At 71.8% G+C, this 16778-nt stretch carries 22 protein-coding genes; 14 read left to right on the top strand and 8 right to left on the bottom strand.

The features are described from left to right. Positions 1–95: 95 nt before the first annotated feature. Genes AC07AG_RS35250 through AC07AG_RS35240 form a run of 3 tightly spaced genes read left to right on the top strand, consistent with a single transcriptional unit; the run spans position 96 to position 2626 of the window. Positions 96–1058 (top strand): ABC transporter ATP-binding protein, encoded by a 963-nt coding sequence (locus AC07AG_RS35250; RefSeq protein WP_478760438.1) that lies wholly within the window; start codon positions 96–98, stop codon positions 1056–1058. Between the two features lie 40 nt (positions 1059–1098). Beyond that, complete coding sequence (locus AC07AG_RS35245; RefSeq protein ID WP_478760436.1) at positions 1099–1917, top strand: ABC transporter permease; 819 nt, start codon at positions 1099–1101, stop codon at positions 1915–1917. A 34-nt stretch (positions 1918–1951) separates the two neighbouring features. Continuing rightward, the gene (locus AC07AG_RS35240) at positions 1952–2626 is read left to right on the top strand and encodes a DUF2567 domain-containing protein (RefSeq protein ID WP_478760434.1); all 675 of its coding nucleotides are present in this window, start codon (positions 1952–1954) and stop codon (positions 2624–2626) included. A 35-nt stretch (positions 2627–2661) separates the two neighbouring features. On the opposite strand, the gene AC07AG_RS35235 is transcribed toward AC07AG_RS35240, so the two are convergent. The 5 genes from AC07AG_RS35235 to AC07AG_RS35215 all read right to left on the bottom strand — a co-directional run bounded on the left by AC07AG_RS35235 (position 2662) and on the right by AC07AG_RS35215 (position 6721). Then, positions 2662–2736 (bottom strand): hypothetical protein, encoded by a 75-nt coding sequence (locus tag AC07AG_RS35235; protein ID WP_467690357.1) that lies wholly within the window; start codon positions 2734–2736, stop codon positions 2662–2664. 40 nt (positions 2737–2776) lie between these two features. Next, on the bottom strand, positions 2777–3283 hold the full coding sequence (ybaK, locus tag AC07AG_RS35230; protein ID WP_478760431.1) for a Cys-tRNA(Pro) deacylase: 507 nt from the start codon (positions 3281–3283) through the stop codon (positions 2777–2779). A gap of 17 nt (positions 3284–3300) precedes the next feature. After that, positions 3301–4041 (bottom strand): LON peptidase substrate-binding domain-containing protein, encoded by a 741-nt coding sequence (locus AC07AG_RS35225; RefSeq protein WP_478760429.1) that lies wholly within the window; start codon positions 4039–4041, stop codon positions 3301–3303. Positions 4042–4052: 11 nt separating this feature from the next. Continuing rightward, positions 4053–5060, bottom strand: a complete 1008-nt coding sequence (locus tag AC07AG_RS35220) for a hypothetical protein (RefSeq protein ID WP_478760428.1) — start codon at positions 5058–5060, stop codon at positions 4053–4055. 146 nt (positions 5061–5206) lie between these two features. After that, the gene (locus tag AC07AG_RS35215) at positions 5207–6721 is read right to left on the bottom strand and encodes an oxidoreductase (RefSeq protein WP_478760651.1); all 1515 of its coding nucleotides are present in this window, start codon (positions 6719–6721) and stop codon (positions 5207–5209) included. 249 nt (positions 6722–6970) lie between these two features. On the opposite strand from AC07AG_RS35215, the gene hisD reads away from it, so the two are divergent. From hisD to AC07AG_RS35165, 10 genes are all read left to right on the top strand, one after another. Beyond that, entirely contained in the window at positions 6971–8296 is a 1326-nt protein-coding gene (gene hisD / locus AC07AG_RS35210) for a histidinol dehydrogenase (protein WP_478760426.1), read from the top strand. After that, complete coding sequence (locus tag AC07AG_RS35205; protein WP_478760424.1) at positions 8293–9408, top strand: histidinol-phosphate transaminase; 1116 nt, start codon at positions 8293–8295, stop codon at positions 9406–9408. The genes hisD and AC07AG_RS35205 overlap by 4 nt, the downstream gene beginning before the upstream one ends. Continuing rightward, positions 9405–9998, top strand: coding sequence for an imidazoleglycerol-phosphate dehydratase HisB (gene hisB, locus AC07AG_RS35200; RefSeq protein WP_135330188.1), 594 nt, complete (start codon positions 9405–9407; stop codon positions 9996–9998). The genes AC07AG_RS35205 and hisB overlap by 4 nt, the downstream gene beginning before the upstream one ends. A 4-nt stretch (positions 9999–10002) precedes the next feature. Continuing rightward, positions 10003–10167 (top strand): hypothetical protein, encoded by a 165-nt coding sequence (locus AC07AG_RS35195; protein WP_478760422.1) that lies wholly within the window; start codon positions 10003–10005, stop codon positions 10165–10167. A gap of 14 nt (positions 10168–10181) precedes the next feature. Then, a complete protein-coding gene (hisH, locus tag AC07AG_RS35190) occupies positions 10182–10826 on the top strand; it encodes an imidazole glycerol phosphate synthase subunit HisH (protein ID WP_478760420.1) in 645 nt (214 codons plus the stop codon). Between the two features lie 17 nt (positions 10827–10843). Continuing rightward, positions 10844–11572 (top strand): bifunctional 1-(5-phosphoribosyl)-5-((5-phosphoribosylamino)methylideneamino)imidazole-4-carboxamide isomerase/phosphoribosylanthranilate isomerase PriA, encoded by a 729-nt coding sequence (gene priA, locus AC07AG_RS35185; RefSeq protein ID WP_361046294.1) that lies wholly within the window; start codon positions 10844–10846, stop codon positions 11570–11572. After that, positions 11569–11988, top strand: a complete 420-nt coding sequence (locus tag AC07AG_RS35180; RefSeq protein WP_478760419.1) for a RidA family protein — start codon at positions 11569–11571, stop codon at positions 11986–11988. Before priA ends, AC07AG_RS35180 begins: the two co-directional genes overlap by 4 nt. Beyond that, the gene (hisF, locus tag AC07AG_RS35175; RefSeq protein ID WP_478760418.1) at positions 11985–12740 is read left to right on the top strand and encodes an imidazole glycerol phosphate synthase subunit HisF; all 756 of its coding nucleotides are present in this window, start codon (positions 11985–11987) and stop codon (positions 12738–12740) included. The genes AC07AG_RS35180 and hisF overlap by 4 nt, the downstream gene beginning before the upstream one ends. Before the next feature lie 125 nt (positions 12741–12865). Beyond that, positions 12866–13507, top strand: a complete 642-nt coding sequence (locus AC07AG_RS35170; protein WP_478760416.1) for a helix-turn-helix domain-containing protein — start codon at positions 12866–12868, stop codon at positions 13505–13507. A 14-nt stretch (positions 13508–13521) separates the two neighbouring features. Next, positions 13522–14769: an MFS transporter gene (locus AC07AG_RS35165; protein WP_478760414.1), complete on the top strand. Its 1248-nt coding sequence runs from the start codon at positions 13522–13524 to the stop codon at positions 14767–14769. 17 nt (positions 14770–14786) lie between these two features. Here the strand turns inward: AC07AG_RS35165 and AC07AG_RS35160 are convergent, their stop codons facing one another. Both AC07AG_RS35160 and AC07AG_RS35155 read right to left on the bottom strand, forming a co-directional pair. Further along, positions 14787–15200 (bottom strand): VOC family protein, encoded by a 414-nt coding sequence (locus AC07AG_RS35160; protein WP_478760413.1) that lies wholly within the window; start codon positions 15198–15200, stop codon positions 14787–14789. Then, positions 15200–15835, bottom strand: coding sequence for a TIGR03085 family metal-binding protein (locus AC07AG_RS35155; RefSeq protein WP_478760412.1), 636 nt, complete (start codon positions 15833–15835; stop codon positions 15200–15202). Before AC07AG_RS35155 ends, AC07AG_RS35160 begins: the two co-directional genes overlap by 1 nt. A gap of 80 nt (positions 15836–15915) precedes the next feature. Here AC07AG_RS35155 and hisI point away from each other — a divergent pair, with 80 nt between their 5' ends. Beyond that, entirely contained in the window at positions 15916–16296 is a 381-nt protein-coding gene (hisI, locus tag AC07AG_RS35150; protein ID WP_478760410.1) for a phosphoribosyl-AMP cyclohydrolase, read from the top strand. Here hisI and AC07AG_RS35145 read toward each other — a convergent pair. After that, the gene (locus tag AC07AG_RS35145) at positions 16277–16747 is read right to left on the bottom strand and encodes a hypothetical protein (RefSeq protein ID WP_478760409.1); all 471 of its coding nucleotides are present in this window, start codon (positions 16745–16747) and stop codon (positions 16277–16279) included. The two genes, hisI and AC07AG_RS35145, sit on opposite strands and share 20 nt — an antisense overlap. Positions 16748–16778 lie beyond the last annotated feature (31 nt).

Genomic DNA, 16778 nt, shown 5'->3' with positions numbered 1-16778 from the left:
GCGACCCCGTACTCTCGTCCTTCGTGAGTACGCGCTCGGCACAGGCAGTCCGACAGGGGCTCCGACAGGGTCACGGCAGTGATGCCGTCTGCGCGGTGCGCGACCTCGTCAAGACGTATCCCGCCGCCCGTGGCAGGCGCGGCACGCCCGCGACGCCCGAGGTGCGCGCCACCGACGGCATCAGCCTGGAGGTCAGGCGCGGCGAGATCTTCGGCCTTCTCGGGCCCAACGGCGCCGGCAAGTCCACCCTCGTACGCCAGCTGACCGGCCTGATGCGGCCCGACAGCGGGAGCGTCGAGATCCTCGGGCACGACATCCTGCGCCACCCCGAGCGGGCCGCGCGGATCCTCGCGTACCTGGGGCAGGAGTCCACCGCCCTCGACGAGCTGACCGTCTCGCTCGCCGTCGAGACGACCGCGCGGCTGCGCGGCCTCGATGTGCGCGCCGCGCGGGTCGAGCGGGACGCCGTACTCGAAGAACTGGCGCTCACCCCGCTCGCGTCGCGCCCCCTGAAGAAGCTCTCCGGCGGGCAGCGCAGGCTGGCCTGCTTCGCCACCGCCCTGGTGGGGGAGCGGCCGCTCCTCGTCCTCGACGAGCCGACGACCGGCATGGACCCCATCGCGCGGCGCGCGGTGTGGGGCGCGGTCGACCGGCGCAGGGCCGAGCGCGGCACGACCGTGCTGCTCGTCACCCACAACGTCATCGAGGCTGAGACGGTCCTCGACCGCGTCGCCGTCCTCGACCACGGCAAGGTCATCGCCTGCGACAGCCCCCTGGGGCTGAAGGAGCAGGTCGCGGGAGAGGTCCGGGTGGAGCTCGTCTGGCGGGAGCGGGCGCCGCTGGACGTCCCCGAGGTCGCGGCGCTGCGCTCGTCCGCGGTGGAGTCCGGGCGGCGGTGGTCCTTGCGGCTCGCCCCCGACGAGGCGCGGGCCGCGGTCGCGGCGGTCACCGGCGGGGCCGCCTTCGCCGCCCTGGACGATTTCACCCTGGCCACACCGAGCCTGGAGGATGTGTATCTCGCCCTGGGCGGGAACGGGGAAGGGCTGGTGAAGGGGTGACCTTCGCCGGGCGGATGAACTGCAACAGGAGGGCCGTTCGGTGAGTGCCGTTCCCCTGGAAGCGGCCGTACGGGCCGACGAGCGCGAGCGGCAGAGCGACGTGGCCGCGCCCCTGGGGCCCCGTGCGCGGCTGTTTCCCGCGCTCGCGGCCGTCTACCGGGCGCAGCTGTCCCGGGCGCGGGTCGCGCGGATTCCGCTGCTCTTCGTGGCGACCTTCCAGTCCGTCGGGATCATGATCCTGATGCGGGGCGTCGTCGACGGGGGCGGTGAGGCGCGTGCCGTCGTCGCCGGGTCCTCCGTGCTCGTCGTCGCGTTCGTCGCGCTCAACCTGCTCGCGCAGTACTTCGGGCAGCTGCGGGCCGACGGCGGCCTCGACCACTACGCGACGCTGCCCGTGCCGCCCGCTTCGGTGGTCCTGGGGGCGGCTGCCGCCTACGCCTCGTTCACCGTGCCGGGCACCTTCGTCACCGCGGTCGTCGGGTGCGGCCTCTTCGGGCTCCCGATGACGAACCTGTGGGTGCTCGTCGCGGTGATCCCGCTGGCGGGTGCCGCGCTCGCCGGGCTCGGCGCCGCCCTCGGGCTGCTCGCGCCCCGCCCCGAACTGGCCACGCTGCTCGGCCAGTTGGGCATGTCGGCGGCGCTGCTCCTCGGCGTGCTCCCGGCCGAGCGGATGCCCGGCTTCCTGCAGTACGCCCGTGACCTGCTGCCCTCGACGTACGGAGTCGAGGCGTTCGCCCATACCTTCGGGCCGCATCCGGACTGGGCGGCCGTCGCCCTCGATCTCGCCGTCTGCGCGGGGGTCGGCGTCGCCTCGCTGGCGATCGCCACCTGGGCCTACCGCCGTGCGGCTGTGCGGTGACGCGGTCCTCAGGAAGGACTGGCACCATGTGTGGGTGACTGCACCGCTGACGCCCTCCCAGCCGCCCCATGACCGGCCCCCGCACGACCCCTGGCAGCAAGCCGCTCAGCCGTCCGGAGCCGTTCCCACGTCGGCTCATGAGGAGGACGGTCCTGGCATGAAGACCGAAGTGCGGCAGGCCGCAGTGATCATGGTCGCGGTTGCTGTCTGCGGCGTACTGCTCGGCCTCCTGTGGCTGTGGCTCGCGCCGCGGGTCCCGCTGGTGGCCGACAGCGACGCGGTGTACCTCAAGGACACCGAGGGCGAGCAGGCGATCGGGGTCGACGGAACGTTCACTCTGCTCGGGCTCGCGTTCGGCGCCGTGACCGGCGCCGTGGTGTTCCTGCTGCGCAAGCGGGGCGGGATTCCGCTGGTCGTCGGCCTGACGGCCGGAGGGCTGCTCGCCGCGGTGATCGGCTGGCGGCTCGGGATCTTCCTGGGCCCCGAGACCGACGTCGTCGCCCACGCGAAGTCCGTGGGCAAGGGCGTCGCGTTCGACGCGCCCCTGGAGCTCAAGGCCAAGGGCGCGCTCCTTGCCTGGCCCGTGGCGGCGCTCCTTGTCCACCTCGGGCTCACCGGGCTCTTCGGGCCGCGGGACCCCGAGCCGTACCCCCTGCCCTACGGGGACCCCGACCGGGCCGAGGGCGGCCCTGGCCCTACCGGGGCGTGAGGCCGCCGCGGAAGCCGCCCCGCGCCCGTCCGGCGTCAGGCGGGGCGCCTCCCGTGGTTCGCCTTGCCCTTGCGCACCCGCCACTTCCTCTTGCGCGTCTTCTTCGACATGAGGGTGGTACTAGTCGAGCCGAGGCCCTGCGTCGAGGGCCTATTCACGCCCGATCGGGGCCAGTACCGCGCCCGTGAGACACGCCAGGTCGCCGGGGGCCAGCTCCACTTCGAGGCCCCTGCGGCCCGCCGACACGCAGATCGTCGCGTGCGACGAGGCCGAGTCGTCCAGGACCGTGCGGAGCTTCTTGCGCTGGCCCAGGGGCGAGATGCCGCCCCGTACGTAACCCGTGGTGCGTTCGGCGGCCGCGGGGTCCGCCATCACCGCGCGCTTGCCGGAGACCGCCGTGGCCAGGGCCTTGAGGTTCAAGGTGCCCGCCACGGGGACCACGGCCACCGTCAGCTCGCCGTCGACCTCCGCGACCAGGGTCTTGAAGACCCGGCCGGGGGAGACGCCCATGGCCTGGGCCGCCTCCTCGCCGTACGAGGGGTGCGCGGGGTCGTGTTCGTAGGCGTGGACCGTGTAGGCCGCGCCCGCCGCGGTGAGGGCGACCGTCGCCGGGGTGCCGCCCGTGCCCGACTGCTGCTTCTTCTGCTTCTTCGCCAAAGCGCTCGCGCCTTACGTCAGTTGAGGCTCGTGGTGCCGCGCGTCAGGTCCGTCGCGGGCAACGACGGCAGATTACGGATGATGGCGGTCTCCGCGCGAAGGAGTTTCAGCTCGTCGTGCAGGCGCGACGCCGTGTCGGGCGCCTCCAGGAGCCGCTGTTTCGTCGGGGTGTCCAGGACGGCCGCGGCCGCGACCAGATACGACACCACGGACGGGTCGTCCGGCAGTTCCGCGCCCGTGGACAGGGAGCGCTCACGCGCCCCCGCGAGGCGCTTCTGGTAGGCGCGGAAGGCCCGCAGGACGCCCGCGGCCAGCGCGCCGGCCTCCTCGCCCGGCTCCTCGGGCAGCTCCTCGACCTCCGCGGTCAAAAAGGCGCCCGAGGTGTCGATCGAGTGCAGGCGCACGCGCGAGGTGCCGGTGGCGAGGACCTCGAAGCCGCCGTCGGCGCGCTCCCTGATCGTCGCCGCGTCCGCGATGCAGCCCACCGCGTGGAAGGCCTTGAGCGGGTCGTCGCCGAAGCCGGCGGTCGGCCCCTGCTCGGGCTGGGATGTGGGGTCGGGGAGGCCCGGGGCGCTCGGCGCGACCTCGAGGCCGTCGCGGATCGCGACGACCGCGAAGAGACGCTGCTCCTCGTCGGGAGTCTTGAGCAGGTCGCGCATCATGGCGCGATAACGCTCCTCGAACACGTTCAGCGGGAGCACGAGTCCCGGGAACAGCACCGAGTTGAGCGGGAAGAGCGGAAGCCGGACGGTGGTCACGAGCCTCAAGCCTAATGGTCGTCTGAGTGCGGACGTCCGCCACCGGTGCGCAGCGGGGTCTCGGAGGCCACCTCGATGCGTATGCCGTCGCGCAGTTCCAGGAACTGGCCGAGGGGGTCGTCGGCCATGCGGTCCCAGGGAAAGGACGTCGCGTGGGGCCCGATGAGGCGCAGTTGTTCGAGGGCGTCGCTCCACCGCTCCAGGCGTACGAGGACGTACGCGAGGACGTTGCGGACCTCGGCGGGCCAGGGATCCCCGGCCTCGTACTCCCGGGACACGGTGATCCCGAGGTCGGCCGCGGCGTCCAGGCGCTCGCGCGGCACGCTCCCCGACGAGCTGGTGAGGTAGGCGAACGCGGCCCGCGCGGGCAGCGCCTGGATCAGCGAGCCGGGCAGCGCGTCGCGCGCGGCACGCTCGGCGAAGTCGAAGCACTGCCGGTGCGATCCGTACCAGGAGGCCGAGAGGTACTGCAGGGCCGAGGCGTGGCAGCCGTAGTGGTGCGAGGAGCGGTGCACCGCCTCGGCCCAGATCTCGTCGAAGACCGAGTGCGGGGCGTGGGTGCCGCGGGCGTAGTCCAGGGCGATCCGCCAGGGCACGGGGTCGCGCGGGTCGGCCTCGGCGGCCGCGGTGAGCAGGGGCGCCGTCTCGCGCAGGAGCTCGGCGCGTGCGGGCGACTCCCAGCCGCGGACGACCGCGAGCTCGGCCTTGACGAGCAGCGCGTCCGGGTCGTGCGGCGCGGCGGACTGCCAGTCGTCGAACCACTCGGAGCGGGAGCGGGCGAAGGCGGCGAGGCGTGTCGTGTAGCGGTCGCGGTTCTCCCACTCGTTGCCCTCGCGGGTCATGGCGAGCAGCTTGGCCGCGGGGTCGTAGTCGCCACGGCCCGCGGCGACCAGGGCGGGGCCGAGCCGGTCGTCGGGCGCGTCGAGGAGCACCTCGTCGTCGGGGGTCAGACCGGCGGCCAGGAGAGGGGTGTTCCTGACCATGCGTGCGGTGCGGATCAGGGCGCGCAGAAATGCCATCGTGTGGGTATTGAAAACCGCAGGTGGGGGTAGGGCCAGGGGGTAGCCGGTGAAGCTTTCGTATCGGTCGTTCGGTTGCCTGACACGTGGTCAAGGGCAGGTAAAATTTCCACCCCCGTAGGCGGTCTGCGGCCCCCGCGGCCCCCTCAGTTCCTGCGCAGCAGCCTCGTCGCCCCCGCCGCGACCGTCGTCGCGAGCACCCAGCCGAGCAGGATCAGGATCGCCGCGAACCACTGCCAGCCGCCGCGCAGCTGCCAGTAGCTGTCCTGGCCGAGGTTGATGACCGGCAGCAGCAGGTCGAGGGAGAAGAGCGCGGGGTTCCAGTTCGGGTGCTCGCCCGGTTTGATCGCCGGGTGGTCGGCGCGCGTGAAGGCCACCGCGCTCACCGCCCAGAGCACCGCCATCCAGAGGGCCGCCCGGCCGGGACGGTAGCCGTAGGCCACCGTCCAGTCCTGGGCGAAGCCCCAGAGCTTGGCCGCGAGCGGCAGGGTCTCGCGGCGTCGGCGCTGCTTGGCGAGCAGGACCTCGCGGGCGTCGGCGTCCTCGCCGCCGTTGCGCAGGACGGTGGCCAGCTTCTCGTACGGCTCCGGGTTGTACTCGGCGGTCGCGGCCGCCACCCAGCTCAGCCGCCGGGAGAGCGGGAAGCTGCCGAGCGGGACGAGGTTCTCGTAGCTGAAGCCGCCCATCTGGAGGCCGCCGGGCCCTGGCCAGCTGGTCGACTTGTCGATGAGGTTGACGACCTTGGCGCCGGACAGGATGATCTTGCCGCGCTGCGGGGCCTCGCCGAGGAAGCGCAGCTCGGGGGTCTGGACGCGGCGCAGCGACACCTCCTGGTCGTTCTCCAGGGTGAAGCGCGCCTGGGCCAGGTCGACGGCGTCGCCGAAGCGCCCGTCGTCGAGCCGTATGCCGCCCTGGCACTCGAAGCGCTGGATACGGGTGCCGCGCGGGGGAGTCGTGCCGCTGGTCATGGGGGGATCGCCGAGCGCGGCGGGCGTCATGTAGAGCGTGCGCTCCACGGTCATCTGCGGGGCGTTGAGCGCACGCTGGCCGTACGGATTGGCGAGCTTGCTGCCGCGCAGGCTGAAGGAGACGCCGACCTTCGCGCCGCGCAGGCTCAGCTGGCCGTGCGACTCCATCATCTCGGCCTGCAGGTCCTGCCCGACCGAGAGCCCGTCGCCCATGATCGAGTTGCCGCGCCGGTCGCGGTAGATCACGGCCTGGTTGATCAGCAGGTCGGTGCCGATCTGGGCGTCCGTGAGCCGCATGCCGTTGTGGATCCGGCAGCGCGGCAGATGCAGATCGCCCTCCGTGTGCACGCGGGCCGCCTCCACGCGCGGGATCGAGCAGTTGACCAGGCGCAGCGTGGTGAACTTGGCCTCGGGGACGAGCACTTCCTTCTCGAAACGGCAGTGCTTCAGCTCCGCGTAGGGAAGGACCTCGCCGCCCGCCAGGTCGAGCACGTCCGTGATCTGGAGCCCCGAGAGCTTCAGCGACGACACCCGGCCCGAGAGCGCGGGCGGCCCCTCCAGGAGCAGCCAGCACACGATGCGCGCGCGCACGCTGCGCTCCGGACCCCAGGGGTGGCCGCCGTGCGGATCGTCCGCCATCGGGTCTCCCGACCGGAGGTCATAGACGCTGCCGTTGCGGAAGGCCTGCCACATGCCGATCTCGGCCGCGGTCAGTCCGTCCGGCGGGTCACCGATGCCGGTGTCGTCGACCACTGCTGTTGTCCTCCCCGTACCGCGCTCCCGTACGCGTTCTCGTACTGCGATGCGCCTGTGTCTCGTACACCTGTTTCATGCCCGCTCAGTGACGGGCTGAACGCTAGTGGTGAACGTGGTCTTCCGGGATCTATATCAGCCAGTGATACGGAGTCCGGACCGGAATCCGGGTCTGAGAGAATTGGCCACGTGATCTCCCGAATCGATCTGCGCGGCGACGCCCTCCCCGAGGGTCCCGCCCTGCGCGCCCTGCTGCCCCGTGCCGACTTCGACGTCGCGGCCGCCCTGGAGAAGGTGCGGCCCATCTGCGAGGACGTGCATCATCGTGGCGACGCGGCGCTGATCGAGTTCGCGCAGAAGTTCGACGGGGTACGGCTGACGCAGGTCCGCGTCCCCGCGAGCGCCATCGCCGAGGCGCTGACCGGCCTCGACCCGGCCGTGCGCGAGGCGCTGGAGGAGTCGATCCGCCGCGCCCGCATCGTCCACCGCGAACAGCGCCGCGCCCCGCACACCACCCAGGTCGTGCCCGGCGGCACGGTCACCGAGAAGTGGGTGCCGGTCGAGCGCGTGGGGCTCTACGCCCCCGGCGGCCGCTCGGTCTACCCGTCCTCCGTGATCATGAACGCGGTCCCGGCGCAGGAGGCGGGCGTCGAGTCGATGGCGCTCGCGTCCCCGCCGCAGGCCGACTTCGGGGGCCTTCCGCACCCGACGATCCTCGCCGCCTGCGCCCTCCTCGGCATCGACGAGGTGTACGCGGTCGGCGGCGCCCAGGCCGTCGCGATGTTCGCGTACGGCACCGAGACCTGCGCCCCGGCCAACATGGTCACCGGGCCCGGCAACATCTGGGTCGCCGCGGCCAAGCGCTACTTCACCGGCCGCATCGGCATCGACACCGAAGCGGGCCCGACCGAGATCGCGGTCCTCGCCGACGACACGGCCGACGCCGTGCACGTCGCGTCCGACCTGATCAGCCAGGCCGAGCACGACCCGCTCGCCGCCGCCGTCCTGGTCACCGACTCCGTGGCCCTGGCCGACGCGGTCGCCAAGGAGCTGGAGCCGCAGGTCGCGGCGACCAAGCACGTCGAGGACCGGATCGTCCCCGCCCTGGAGGGCAGGCAGTCCGCGATCGTCCTGGTCGACGGCCTGGAGGAGGGCCTGCGCGTCGTCGACGCGTACGGCGCCGAGCACCTGGAGATCCAGACCGCGGACGCCGCCGCCGTCGCGGAGCGCGTGAAGAACGCGGGCGCGATCTTCGTCGGCCCGTGGGCGCCCGTCTCCCTCGGCGACTACTGCGCCGGCTCCAACCACGTCCTGCCGACGGGCGGCTGCGCCTGCCACTCCTCGGGGCTCAGCGTCCAGTCGTTCCTGCGCGGCATCCACATCGTCGACTACACCCGCGAGGCACTGGCCGACGTGGCCCACCACGTGGTGACGCTCGCCGAGGCCGAGGACCTGCCCGCGCACGGTGCGGCAGTCAAGGCCCGCTTCGGATGGAAGGTGCCCGGGGAAAAGTGACCAACATCGACGACCTTCCCGTACGCGACGAACTGCGCGGCAAGTCCCCCTACGGCGCCCCCCAGCTCGACGTACCCGTACGCCTGAACACGAACGAGAACCCCTACCCGCTCCCCGAGCCGCTCGTCGAGCGCATCGCCGAGCGCGTCCGCGAGGCGGCCCGCGACCTCAACCGCTACCCCGACCGTGACGCGGTCGAGCTGCGCACCGAGCTCGCCCGCTACCTCACGAAGACCGGCGGCCACGAGGTCACCCTCGCCAACGTGTGGGCGGCCAACGGCTCGAACGAAGTCATCCAGCAGCTCCTGCAGACCTTCGGCGGGCCAGGACGCACCGCCATCGGCTTCGAGCCCTCGTACTCGATGCACGGACTGATCGCGCGCGGCACCGGCACCGGCTGGATGTCGGGCCCGCGCGGCGACGACTTCACGATCGACGTCGAGGCGGCGGCCAAGGCCATCGCCGAGAACCAGCCGGACGTCGTCTTCATCACCACCCCCAACAACCCCACGGGCAACGCCGTCTCGGCCGACACGGTCCTCGCGCTCTACGAAGCCGCGCAGGCCGCGAAGCCCTCGATGGTCGTGATCGACGAGGCGTACGTCGAGTTCAGCCACGGCGACTCGCTGCTCCCGCTGCTCGCGGGACGGCCGAATCTCGTCGTGTCGCGCACGATGTCCAAGGCCTTCGGCGCGGCAGGGCTGCGCCTCGGCTACCTCGCCGCAGACCCGGCGGTCGTCGACGCCGTACAGCTCGTACGCCTGCCGTACCACCTGTCGGCCGTCACGCAGGCCACCGCGCTCGCCGCCCTTGAGCACACCGACACGCTCCTGAAGTACGTCGAGCAGCTGAAGCAGGAGCGCGACCGTCTGGTGAGCGAGCTGCGGGCGATCGGCTATGAAGTGACCGACTCCGACGCCAACTTCGTCCAGTTCGGGCGGTTCGAGGGCGAAGGGGCCGCCCACGCGGTCTGGCAGCGGATCCTCGACCGGGGCGTCCTGGTCCGGGACAACGGAGTACCGGGATGGCTGCGCGTCAGCGCAGGAACCCCGGAAGAGAACGACGCGTTCCTCGATGCGGTACGCGAACTGAAGAAGGAGCAGCAGGCATGAGCCGCGTTGGACGGGTCGAACGGACCACGAAGGAGACGTCGGTCCTCGTCGAGATCGATCTCGACGGCACCGGCAAGGTCGAGGTGTCGACGGGTGTCGGTTTCTACGACCACATGCTCGACCAGCTCGGCCGCCACGGCCTCTTCGACCTCACGGTCAAGACCGAGGGCGACCTGCACATCGACACGCACCACACCATCGAGGACACCGCCCTCGCCCTGGGCGCCGCCTTCAAGCAGGCGCTCGGCGACAAGGTCGGCATCTACCGCTTCGGCAACTGCACGGTCCCGCTCGACGAGTCGCTCGCCCAGGTGACCGTCGACCTCAGCGGCCGTCCCTACCTCGTGCACACCGAGCCCGAGACCATGGCGCCGATGATCGGCACGTACGACACGACGATGACCCGGCACATCCTGGAGTCCTTCGTCGCGCAGGCCCAGATCGCCCTGCACGTGCACGTGCCCTACGGCCGCAACGCCCACCACATCGTGGAGTGCCAGTTCAAGGCCCTCGCCCGCGCGCTGCGCTACGCATCGGAGCGCGACCCGCGCGCCGCCGGGATCCTCCCCTCCACGAAGGGCGCGCTGTAAAGCCATGACCGGTCTCAACACCATCCTGATCGTCGTCGGCCTCTTCCTGGTCGGCGGCATCATCTCCTTCGTCAAGCAGGGGATGCCCAAGAGCCTGATCACGCTGCTCTCCATCGGCGCGGCCATGTGCCTGGTCGCGGGGGTCATGCGGCTCGACTACTGGAACTGAGGGGCGTACGCGAGATGAGCACTCCCCAGAAGAAGGTCGTCGTCTTCGACTACGGCTTCGGGAACGTCCGTTCCGCCGAGCGCGCCCTCGCGCGCGCGGGCGCGGAGGTCGAGATAACCCGTGACTACGACACGGCCATGAACGCCGACGGCCTCCTCGTCCCCGGTGTCGGCGCCTTCGCCGCCTGCATGCAGGGGCTCAAGGAGGCGCGCGGCGACTGGATCGTGGGCCGCAGGCTCGCGGGCGGCCGTCCCGTGATGGGCATCTGCGTGGGCATGCAGATCCTCTTCGCGCGCGGCATCGAGCACGACGTGGAGGCCGAGGGCCTCGACGAGTGGCCCGGCACCGTCGAGCCGCTCAAGGCCGACATCGTCCCGCACATGGGCTGGAACACGGTCGATGCACCGGAGGGCTCGCAGCTGTTCGCGGGCCTGGACGCCGAGGCCCGCTACTACTTCGTGCACTCGTACGCCGTGCACCACTGGGACTTCGAGGCGGGCAACCCCGCCTTCCGCGCGCCCAAGGTCGCCTGGACCACGCACGGCGAGCCCTTCGTGGCCGCCGTCGAGAACGGCGCGCTGTGGGCCACGCAGTTCCACCCCGAGAAGTCCGGCGACGCCGGCGCCCAGCTCCTCACCAACTGGATCGGAACCCTCTAGGGATGTCAGGGAATTCTGTGAGCAAGCTCGAACTCCTCCCGGCCGTCGACGTCCGCGACGGCCAGGCCGTGCGCCTCGTCCACGGCGAGTCCGGATCGGAGACCTCCTACGGCTCCCCGCTGGAGGCCGCCCTCTCCTGGCAGCGGTCGGGCGCCGAGTGGCTGCACCTGGTCGACCTGGACGCCGCGTTCGGCACCGGCGACAACCGCGCGCTCATCGCCGAGGTCGCGGGCGCCATGGACATCAAGGTCGAGCTGTCCGGCGGCATCCGTGACGACGAGACGCTCGCCGCCGCACTCGCCACCGGCTGCACCCGCGTGAACCTCGGCACCGCCGCCCTGGAGACCCCGGAGTGGGTCGCCAAGGTCATCGCCGAGCACGGCGACAAGATCGCGGTCGGCCTCGACGTACGCGGCACGACCCTGCGTGGCCGCGGCTGGACCCGCGACGGCGGCGACCTGTACGAGACCCTGGAGCGCCTCAACTCCGAGGGCTGCGCGCGCTATGTCGTCACCGACATCGCCAAGGACGGCACGCTGCAGGGCCCGAACCTGGAGCTCCTGCGCAACGTCTGCGCGGCCACGGACCGCCCGGTGGTCGCCTCCGGCGGCGTCTCGTCCCTGGACGACCTGCGCGCGATCGCCGAGCTCGTCCCGCAGGGCGTCGAGGGCTCCATCGTCGGCAAGGCGCTGTACGCGAAGGCCTTCACGCTCGAAGAGGCCCTCGCCGCGGTGGCGTCGTCATGAGTGACGTCGTGCGCCGGGTGAGCTCGGGCGGCCCCTGGGAGGAGGCCATCGGCTACTCCCGCGCCGTCGAGCTGCCCAACGGCCTTGTCCTGGTGTCGGGTTGTACGTCAGTGGTGAACGGCGTCATAGACGCCGGGACCCCCTACGAGCAGGCGGCCAACGCCTTCCACACGGCCGTCGAGGCGCTCAAGCAGCTGGGCCTCGGCCGTGAGCACGTCGTACGCACCCGCATGTATCTGACCCACGCGCGGGACGTGGAGGAGGTCGGCCGGGCCCACAAGGAGCTCTTCGACGACGTCCGCCCCGCCGCGTCGATGATCATCGTCTCCGGCTTCATCGACCCGAGCCTGGTCGTCGAGGTCGAGGTCGAGGCGTACCGCGGAGCCCAGGAAGCCCGGGGAGCTGAGTCGTCATGACCCTCTCCGTACGCGTGATCCCCTGCCTGGACGTGGACAACGGCCGGGTCGTCAAGGGCGTCAACTTCCAGAACCTGCGTGACGCGGGCGACCCCGTCGAGATGGCCAAGGTGTACGACGCCGAGGGCGCCGACGAGCTCACCTTCCTGGACATCACCGCGTCGTCCGGCAACCGCGAGACGACGTACGACGTGGTCCGCCGCACCGCCGAGCAGGTCTTCATCCCGCTCACGGTGGGCGGCGGCGTCCGCACCGCCGAGGATGTCGACAAGCTCCTGCGCGCCGGCGCGGACAAGGTGGGCGTGAACACGGCCGCCATCGCACGGCCCGAGCTGATCCGCGAGATCGCGGAGCGGTTCGGCCGCCAGGTGCTCGTCCTTTCGGTGGACGCCCGCAGGACTGCCTCCGGGAGCTTCGAGGTGACGACCCACGGCGGCCGCAAGTCCGCCGGGATCGACGCCGTCGAGTGGGCGCACCAGGCCGCCGAGCTCGGCGCGGGAGAGATCCTGCTCAACTCGATGGACGCGGACGGCACGAAGGACGGCTACGACATCGAGATGATCGCGGCGGTACGCCGTCACGTGACCGTCCCGGTGATCGCGTCCGGGGGAGCGGGCCGCCTCGACCACTTCCCGCCCGCGATCGCGGCGGGCGCGGACGCGGTGCTCGCCGCGTCGGTCTTCCACTTCGGTGACCTGCGGATCGGCGAGGTGAAGGACACCCTTCGGGAGGCGGGCCACCCCGTCCGCTGAGGGCTCTTCCGCGTAAGCCCTGGTCACCCTGGATGTGGTGACCGGGGCTTTCTGCTGCCCAGATGCGAAGGGAAAGTTGCGCAATTTATATTGCGCAAGCTTTCTTTCGTATCTACGGTGAAGGCATGAACGCCAAGCAGCCCGAGCCCCGCGAGCCCGGTGCGTCCCGAGAACAGCCCGGTGCGTCCCGAGAACTCCGCCGCATCACCGACGTCGGCACGCTCAAGGCCTTCGGGCACCCCCTGCGCCTGAAGATCTACAGCACGCTCCGGGTGGCGGGAGCATCGACCGCATCGCAGCTGGCGGGGCAGGTCGACGAGGCGGTCTCGCTGGTCAGCTACCACCTGCGCAAGCTCGCCGAGCACGGCCTCATCGAGGAGGCCGAGACGCAGAGCGAGGACGCGCGGGAGCGGTGGTGGCAGGCCGCGCAGGAGACCTTGAGCTTCCGGCACGAGGACTTCAAGGACACACCGGAGGGCGCAGCCGCGCACACGGCCGTCGTCCGCACGCTGATCGCCCAGCGCGAGGAGCAGTACGAGACCTATCTCGCCCAGCAGGAGGCCTGGGGCGCCGAGTGGCGCAAGGCAGCCGACCAGTCGGACTTCCTCGCCCGCCTGAACCCCGCCGAACTCACCCGGCTCAACGCCGAGATCCACGCCCTGATCAAGACGTACGAGGCGCAGGGCAAGGCCGCCGAGGCGGCGGGCGACACCGAGGGGCGCGAGAACGTCGCCGTGCACCTGGCCAGCTTTCCGTTCCGGATCTGAGAGGGCTGGCCCACGTGACCACCACCGGCATACGCACGGCCCCGCCCACCGGGAAACCCGCGCACCGGGACGGCAACGTCCTGCGCTGGCTGAGCGCCTACACCGCCTCGATGATCGGCGACAGCGTCTACTTCGTCGCGCTCTCCTGGGCCGCGGCCCGCAGCGGCAGCCCCGCGCAGGCCGGTCTCGTCCTGGCCGTCGGCTCCGTGCCGCGCGCCGTGCTCATGCTGGGCGGCGGCGTGATCGCCGACCGCTTCGGGCCCCGCCGCGTGGTCATCGGGAGCGACGCGGTGCGCTGCGCGGTGATCCTCGCCGTGGCCGTGCTGCTCCTCGTCGCGACCCCCGGCATCTGGCTCCTGGTGCTCGTCGCCCTGCTCTTCGGCGCCGTCGACGCGCTGTTCCTGCCGAGCGTCGGCGCCCTGCCGCCGCGCATCACGGCCCCGGGGCAGCTCGGCCGGGTGCAGGGCATGCGGGGATTCGCGCAGCGCGTCGGCACGGTCGCCGCCGCGCCGGTGGGCGGCCTCGCGGTGGCGGTGGGCGGGCCCGCGGCGGGGTTCGGTGTGGCGGGTGTGCTCTTCGCGGTCTCACTGGCGCTGCTGATGGCCGTACGCGTCCGGGAACCGGCCCCGGACGACGCGGCGGGGACCAGTGAGAGCGCCCGGCGCCAACTCGTGGGCGGGCTGCGGTACATCCGCGGACACCGGGTGCTCGCCCCGCTGCTCCTGGTGGCCGCCGTGATGGAGCTCGGCTTCGCCGGACCCGCCAACATCGGCGTCGTGCTGCTCGCCGACGAGCGTGGCTGGGGCGCCGCAGGCATGGCGTGGACCGTGGGCGGCTTCGGTGTCGGCGCAGGCGCGTCGGCGCTGCTGCTCGCCGTGCGCGGGCGGGTGGCGCGGGCCGGAGCCGTGCAGTCCTGGGGAGTGGTGGCGGGCTCCGTGGCGCTGGCCGCGATCGGCTTCGCGCCGTCGATGGGCGCCGCCGCGGTGGCCGGACTCTGCGTGGGCCTGTGCACCGGCCTCGGCGGCGCGCTCATCGGAGCCCTCGTCCAGACCGTCACCGCACCCGCCTACCTGGGGCGCGTCACCTCCGTGGCGACGCTGTTCACCGTGGGCATCGCCCCCATGACGTACCCCGTGGTCGGTGCGGCGATCGGCGCCTGGGGCGTCGAGCCGGTCTTCGCGGCCAGCGCGGCGGTGAGCGCCGCCGGGGGAGTGCTCGGCCTCTGCTCCCGCGCCCTGCGCCACGCCGAGCTGCCGCACTGAAGCGGCTACTTCTACTTCTACTTCGCGTTCTGCTTCGCGGGCGCGTCCTGCATGAGCTGCACCAGATTCCCCACCGTGTCGTCGAGCACCGCGGTGATCACCGGCCCCTGCTCCTCGGGCCCCTGCGTGAACCGGACCCCGAGGCCGCCGAGCCGCGCGTGCTCGGCCCGCACGTCGTCGACCCCGAAGACGATGCACGGGATCCCCGCCTCGTACAGCGCCTTGCGATAGGGCCCCGCGATGGGGCCCTCGCCCGACTCCAGGAGCAGCTCCAGGTCCGGCTGCGCGCCCGCCGCGCCCACGGTGACGAAGACCTGTCCCGCCACCATGTCGACGTGATGCCGGGTCTCGAAGCCCAGGACGTCCGTGTAGAAGGCGTGGGCCTTGGCCACGTCGTCCACGTACACCCCGGTCATCGCGACCCTGATCATCAGATGCCCAGTTGCTTGGTCTCGTGCAGCCGGGCGATCGCGTCCTTGTCCCCGTCGAGCTCTACATCGGCCGCGTCCTGCCGCCCGTGCACGAACATCAGCAGCTCGCCGGGCTCCCCGGTGACCGTCACCACGGGGGTGCCGCGGTGCGCCACCGCCGTCTGGCCGTCCGGGCGCCGCAGGACCACGCCCACCGGCGCCTTGCGGCCCACCAGGCGGGCCATCTTCTCCAGGCGGGACCACAGGGTGTCCGAGAAGACCGGGTCGAGCTCGCGCGGCGTCCAGTCCGGCTGGGCGCGGCGCACGTCCTCGGTGTGGACGTAGAACTCGACGGCGTTCGACGCCTCGTCGATCTGCTTGAGGGAGAAGGGCGAGAAGCGCGGCGGACCGGTCCTGATCAGCTGGATCAGTTCCTCGTACGGCTTCGCGGCGAACTCGGCCTGCACACGCTCCAGGCGCGAGGCCAGCTGCTTGATCAGCAGCCCGCCCGCGGCGTCCGCGCGGCGCTCGCGGACCACCACATGGGCCGCGAGATCACGGGTGTTCCAGCCCTCGCAGAGGGTGGGGGCGTCAGGGCCCTGCGCCTCCAACAGATCGGCGAGGAGAAGTCGTTCACGCTTGGCATGGGTCGACATGCCCCCAGCCTACGACTCGGCACGTGGTCCGCCCAGTGGACACGGGCCACAGGGGTGCGGGCACGCGGCACAATGGCCTCATGACCGCCACGCCCCCGCCCAGCAGCCTCGACCCCGAGATCGCCGCCCGCCTCAAGCGCGACGCGGACGGACTCGTCCCCGCCGTCGCCCAGCAGTACGACACCGGCGAGGTGCTGATGCTGGGCTGGATGGACGACGAGGCGCTGCACCGCACGCTCACCACGGGGCGCTGCACCTACTGGTCGCGCAGCCGCCAGGAGTACTGGGTCAAGGGCGACACGTCCGGGCACTTCCAGTACGTGAAGTCCGTGGCCCTGGACTGCGACGCGGACACCGTCCTGGTCCAGGTCGACCAGATCGGCGCCGCCTGTCACACGGGCACCCGCACCTGCTTCGACTCCGACTCCCTCACCGTGTCCTTCACCGGCACCGGAGAGTGATCGTCTCGCCGTCCCGCAGCACGATGCGGGACGGATCGCCGGCCCAGCGGCGCCCGGCGACATCGGCGCCGCACTTCTCCCGTACCCCGCTCACGCCCCACTCGGTCATGAACTGACCCAGGGTGAAGTCCCGCCACTCCTCCGACTCCACGTGCAGGGTGCCCGTCGTGTCGTGCGTGTGCAGCGGGCTGTAGCGGGGCTTGGGGCCCGAGCGGTCGATGCCGATGTCCGCGGGGACGGTGACGGGACGGCCGCCGGAGTACACCTTCAGGGTGGTGTGGATGTGCATGTCCATCGCCTCGGAGTCGAGCATCTCCAGACCCGCGGCCCGGACCCGCTCGGGCACGTCCTTGGGGGCGGGCCACACCACGGGGCCGGGGGCGGAGGCCGCGAACGCGGTCGAGGCGAGAACGAGGGCAAGGGCGGGCAGCGTACGGCGGTTGGTCGTCATCGTTCCGTTCTAGTGGCAGGCACTGTGCCTG

The sequence above is a fragment of the Streptomyces sp. NPDC044044 genome, from assembly GCF_056434405.1.
This window is presented reverse-complemented; position numbering and strand designations above follow the sequence as displayed.

Bases quoted from the DNA above. Each gene is read 5' to 3' on its own strand.
- AC07AG_RS35220 (WP_478760428.1), bottom strand. From the start codon at position 5,060: ATGGCATTTCTGCGCGCCCTGATCCGCACCGCACGCATGGTCAGGAAC.
- AC07AG_RS35215 (WP_478760651.1), bottom strand. From the start codon at position 6,721: ATGTGGCAGGCCTTCCGCAACGGCAGCGTCTATGACCTCCGGTCGGGA.
- hisB (WP_135330188.1), top strand. From the start codon at position 9,405: ATGAGCCGCGTTGGACGGGTCGAACGGACCACGAAGGAGACGTCGGTC.
- AC07AG_RS35195 (WP_478760422.1), top strand. From the start codon at position 10,003: ATGACCGGTCTCAACACCATCCTGATCGTCGTCGGCCTCTTCCTGGTC.
- hisH (WP_478760420.1), top strand. From the start codon at position 10,182: ATGAGCACTCCCCAGAAGAAGGTCGTCGTCTTCGACTACGGCTTCGGG.
- AC07AG_RS35180 (WP_478760419.1), top strand. From the start codon at position 11,569: ATGAGTGACGTCGTGCGCCGGGTGAGCTCGGGCGGCCCCTGGGAGGAG.
- hisF (WP_478760418.1), top strand. From the start codon at position 11,985: ATGACCCTCTCCGTACGCGTGATCCCCTGCCTGGACGTGGACAACGGC.
- AC07AG_RS35170 (WP_478760416.1), top strand. From the start codon at position 12,866: ATGAACGCCAAGCAGCCCGAGCCCCGCGAGCCCGGTGCGTCCCGAGAA.
- AC07AG_RS35160 (WP_478760413.1), bottom strand. From the start codon at position 15,200: ATGATCAGGGTCGCGATGACCGGGGTGTACGTGGACGACGTGGCCAAG.
- AC07AG_RS35155 (WP_478760412.1), bottom strand. From the start codon at position 15,835: ATGTCGACCCATGCCAAGCGTGAACGACTTCTCCTCGCCGATCTGTTG.
- hisI (WP_478760410.1), top strand. From the start codon at position 15,916: ATGACCGCCACGCCCCCGCCCAGCAGCCTCGACCCCGAGATCGCCGCC.
- AC07AG_RS35145 (WP_478760409.1), bottom strand. From the start codon at position 16,747: ATGACGACCAACCGCCGTACGCTGCCCGCCCTTGCCCTCGTTCTCGCC.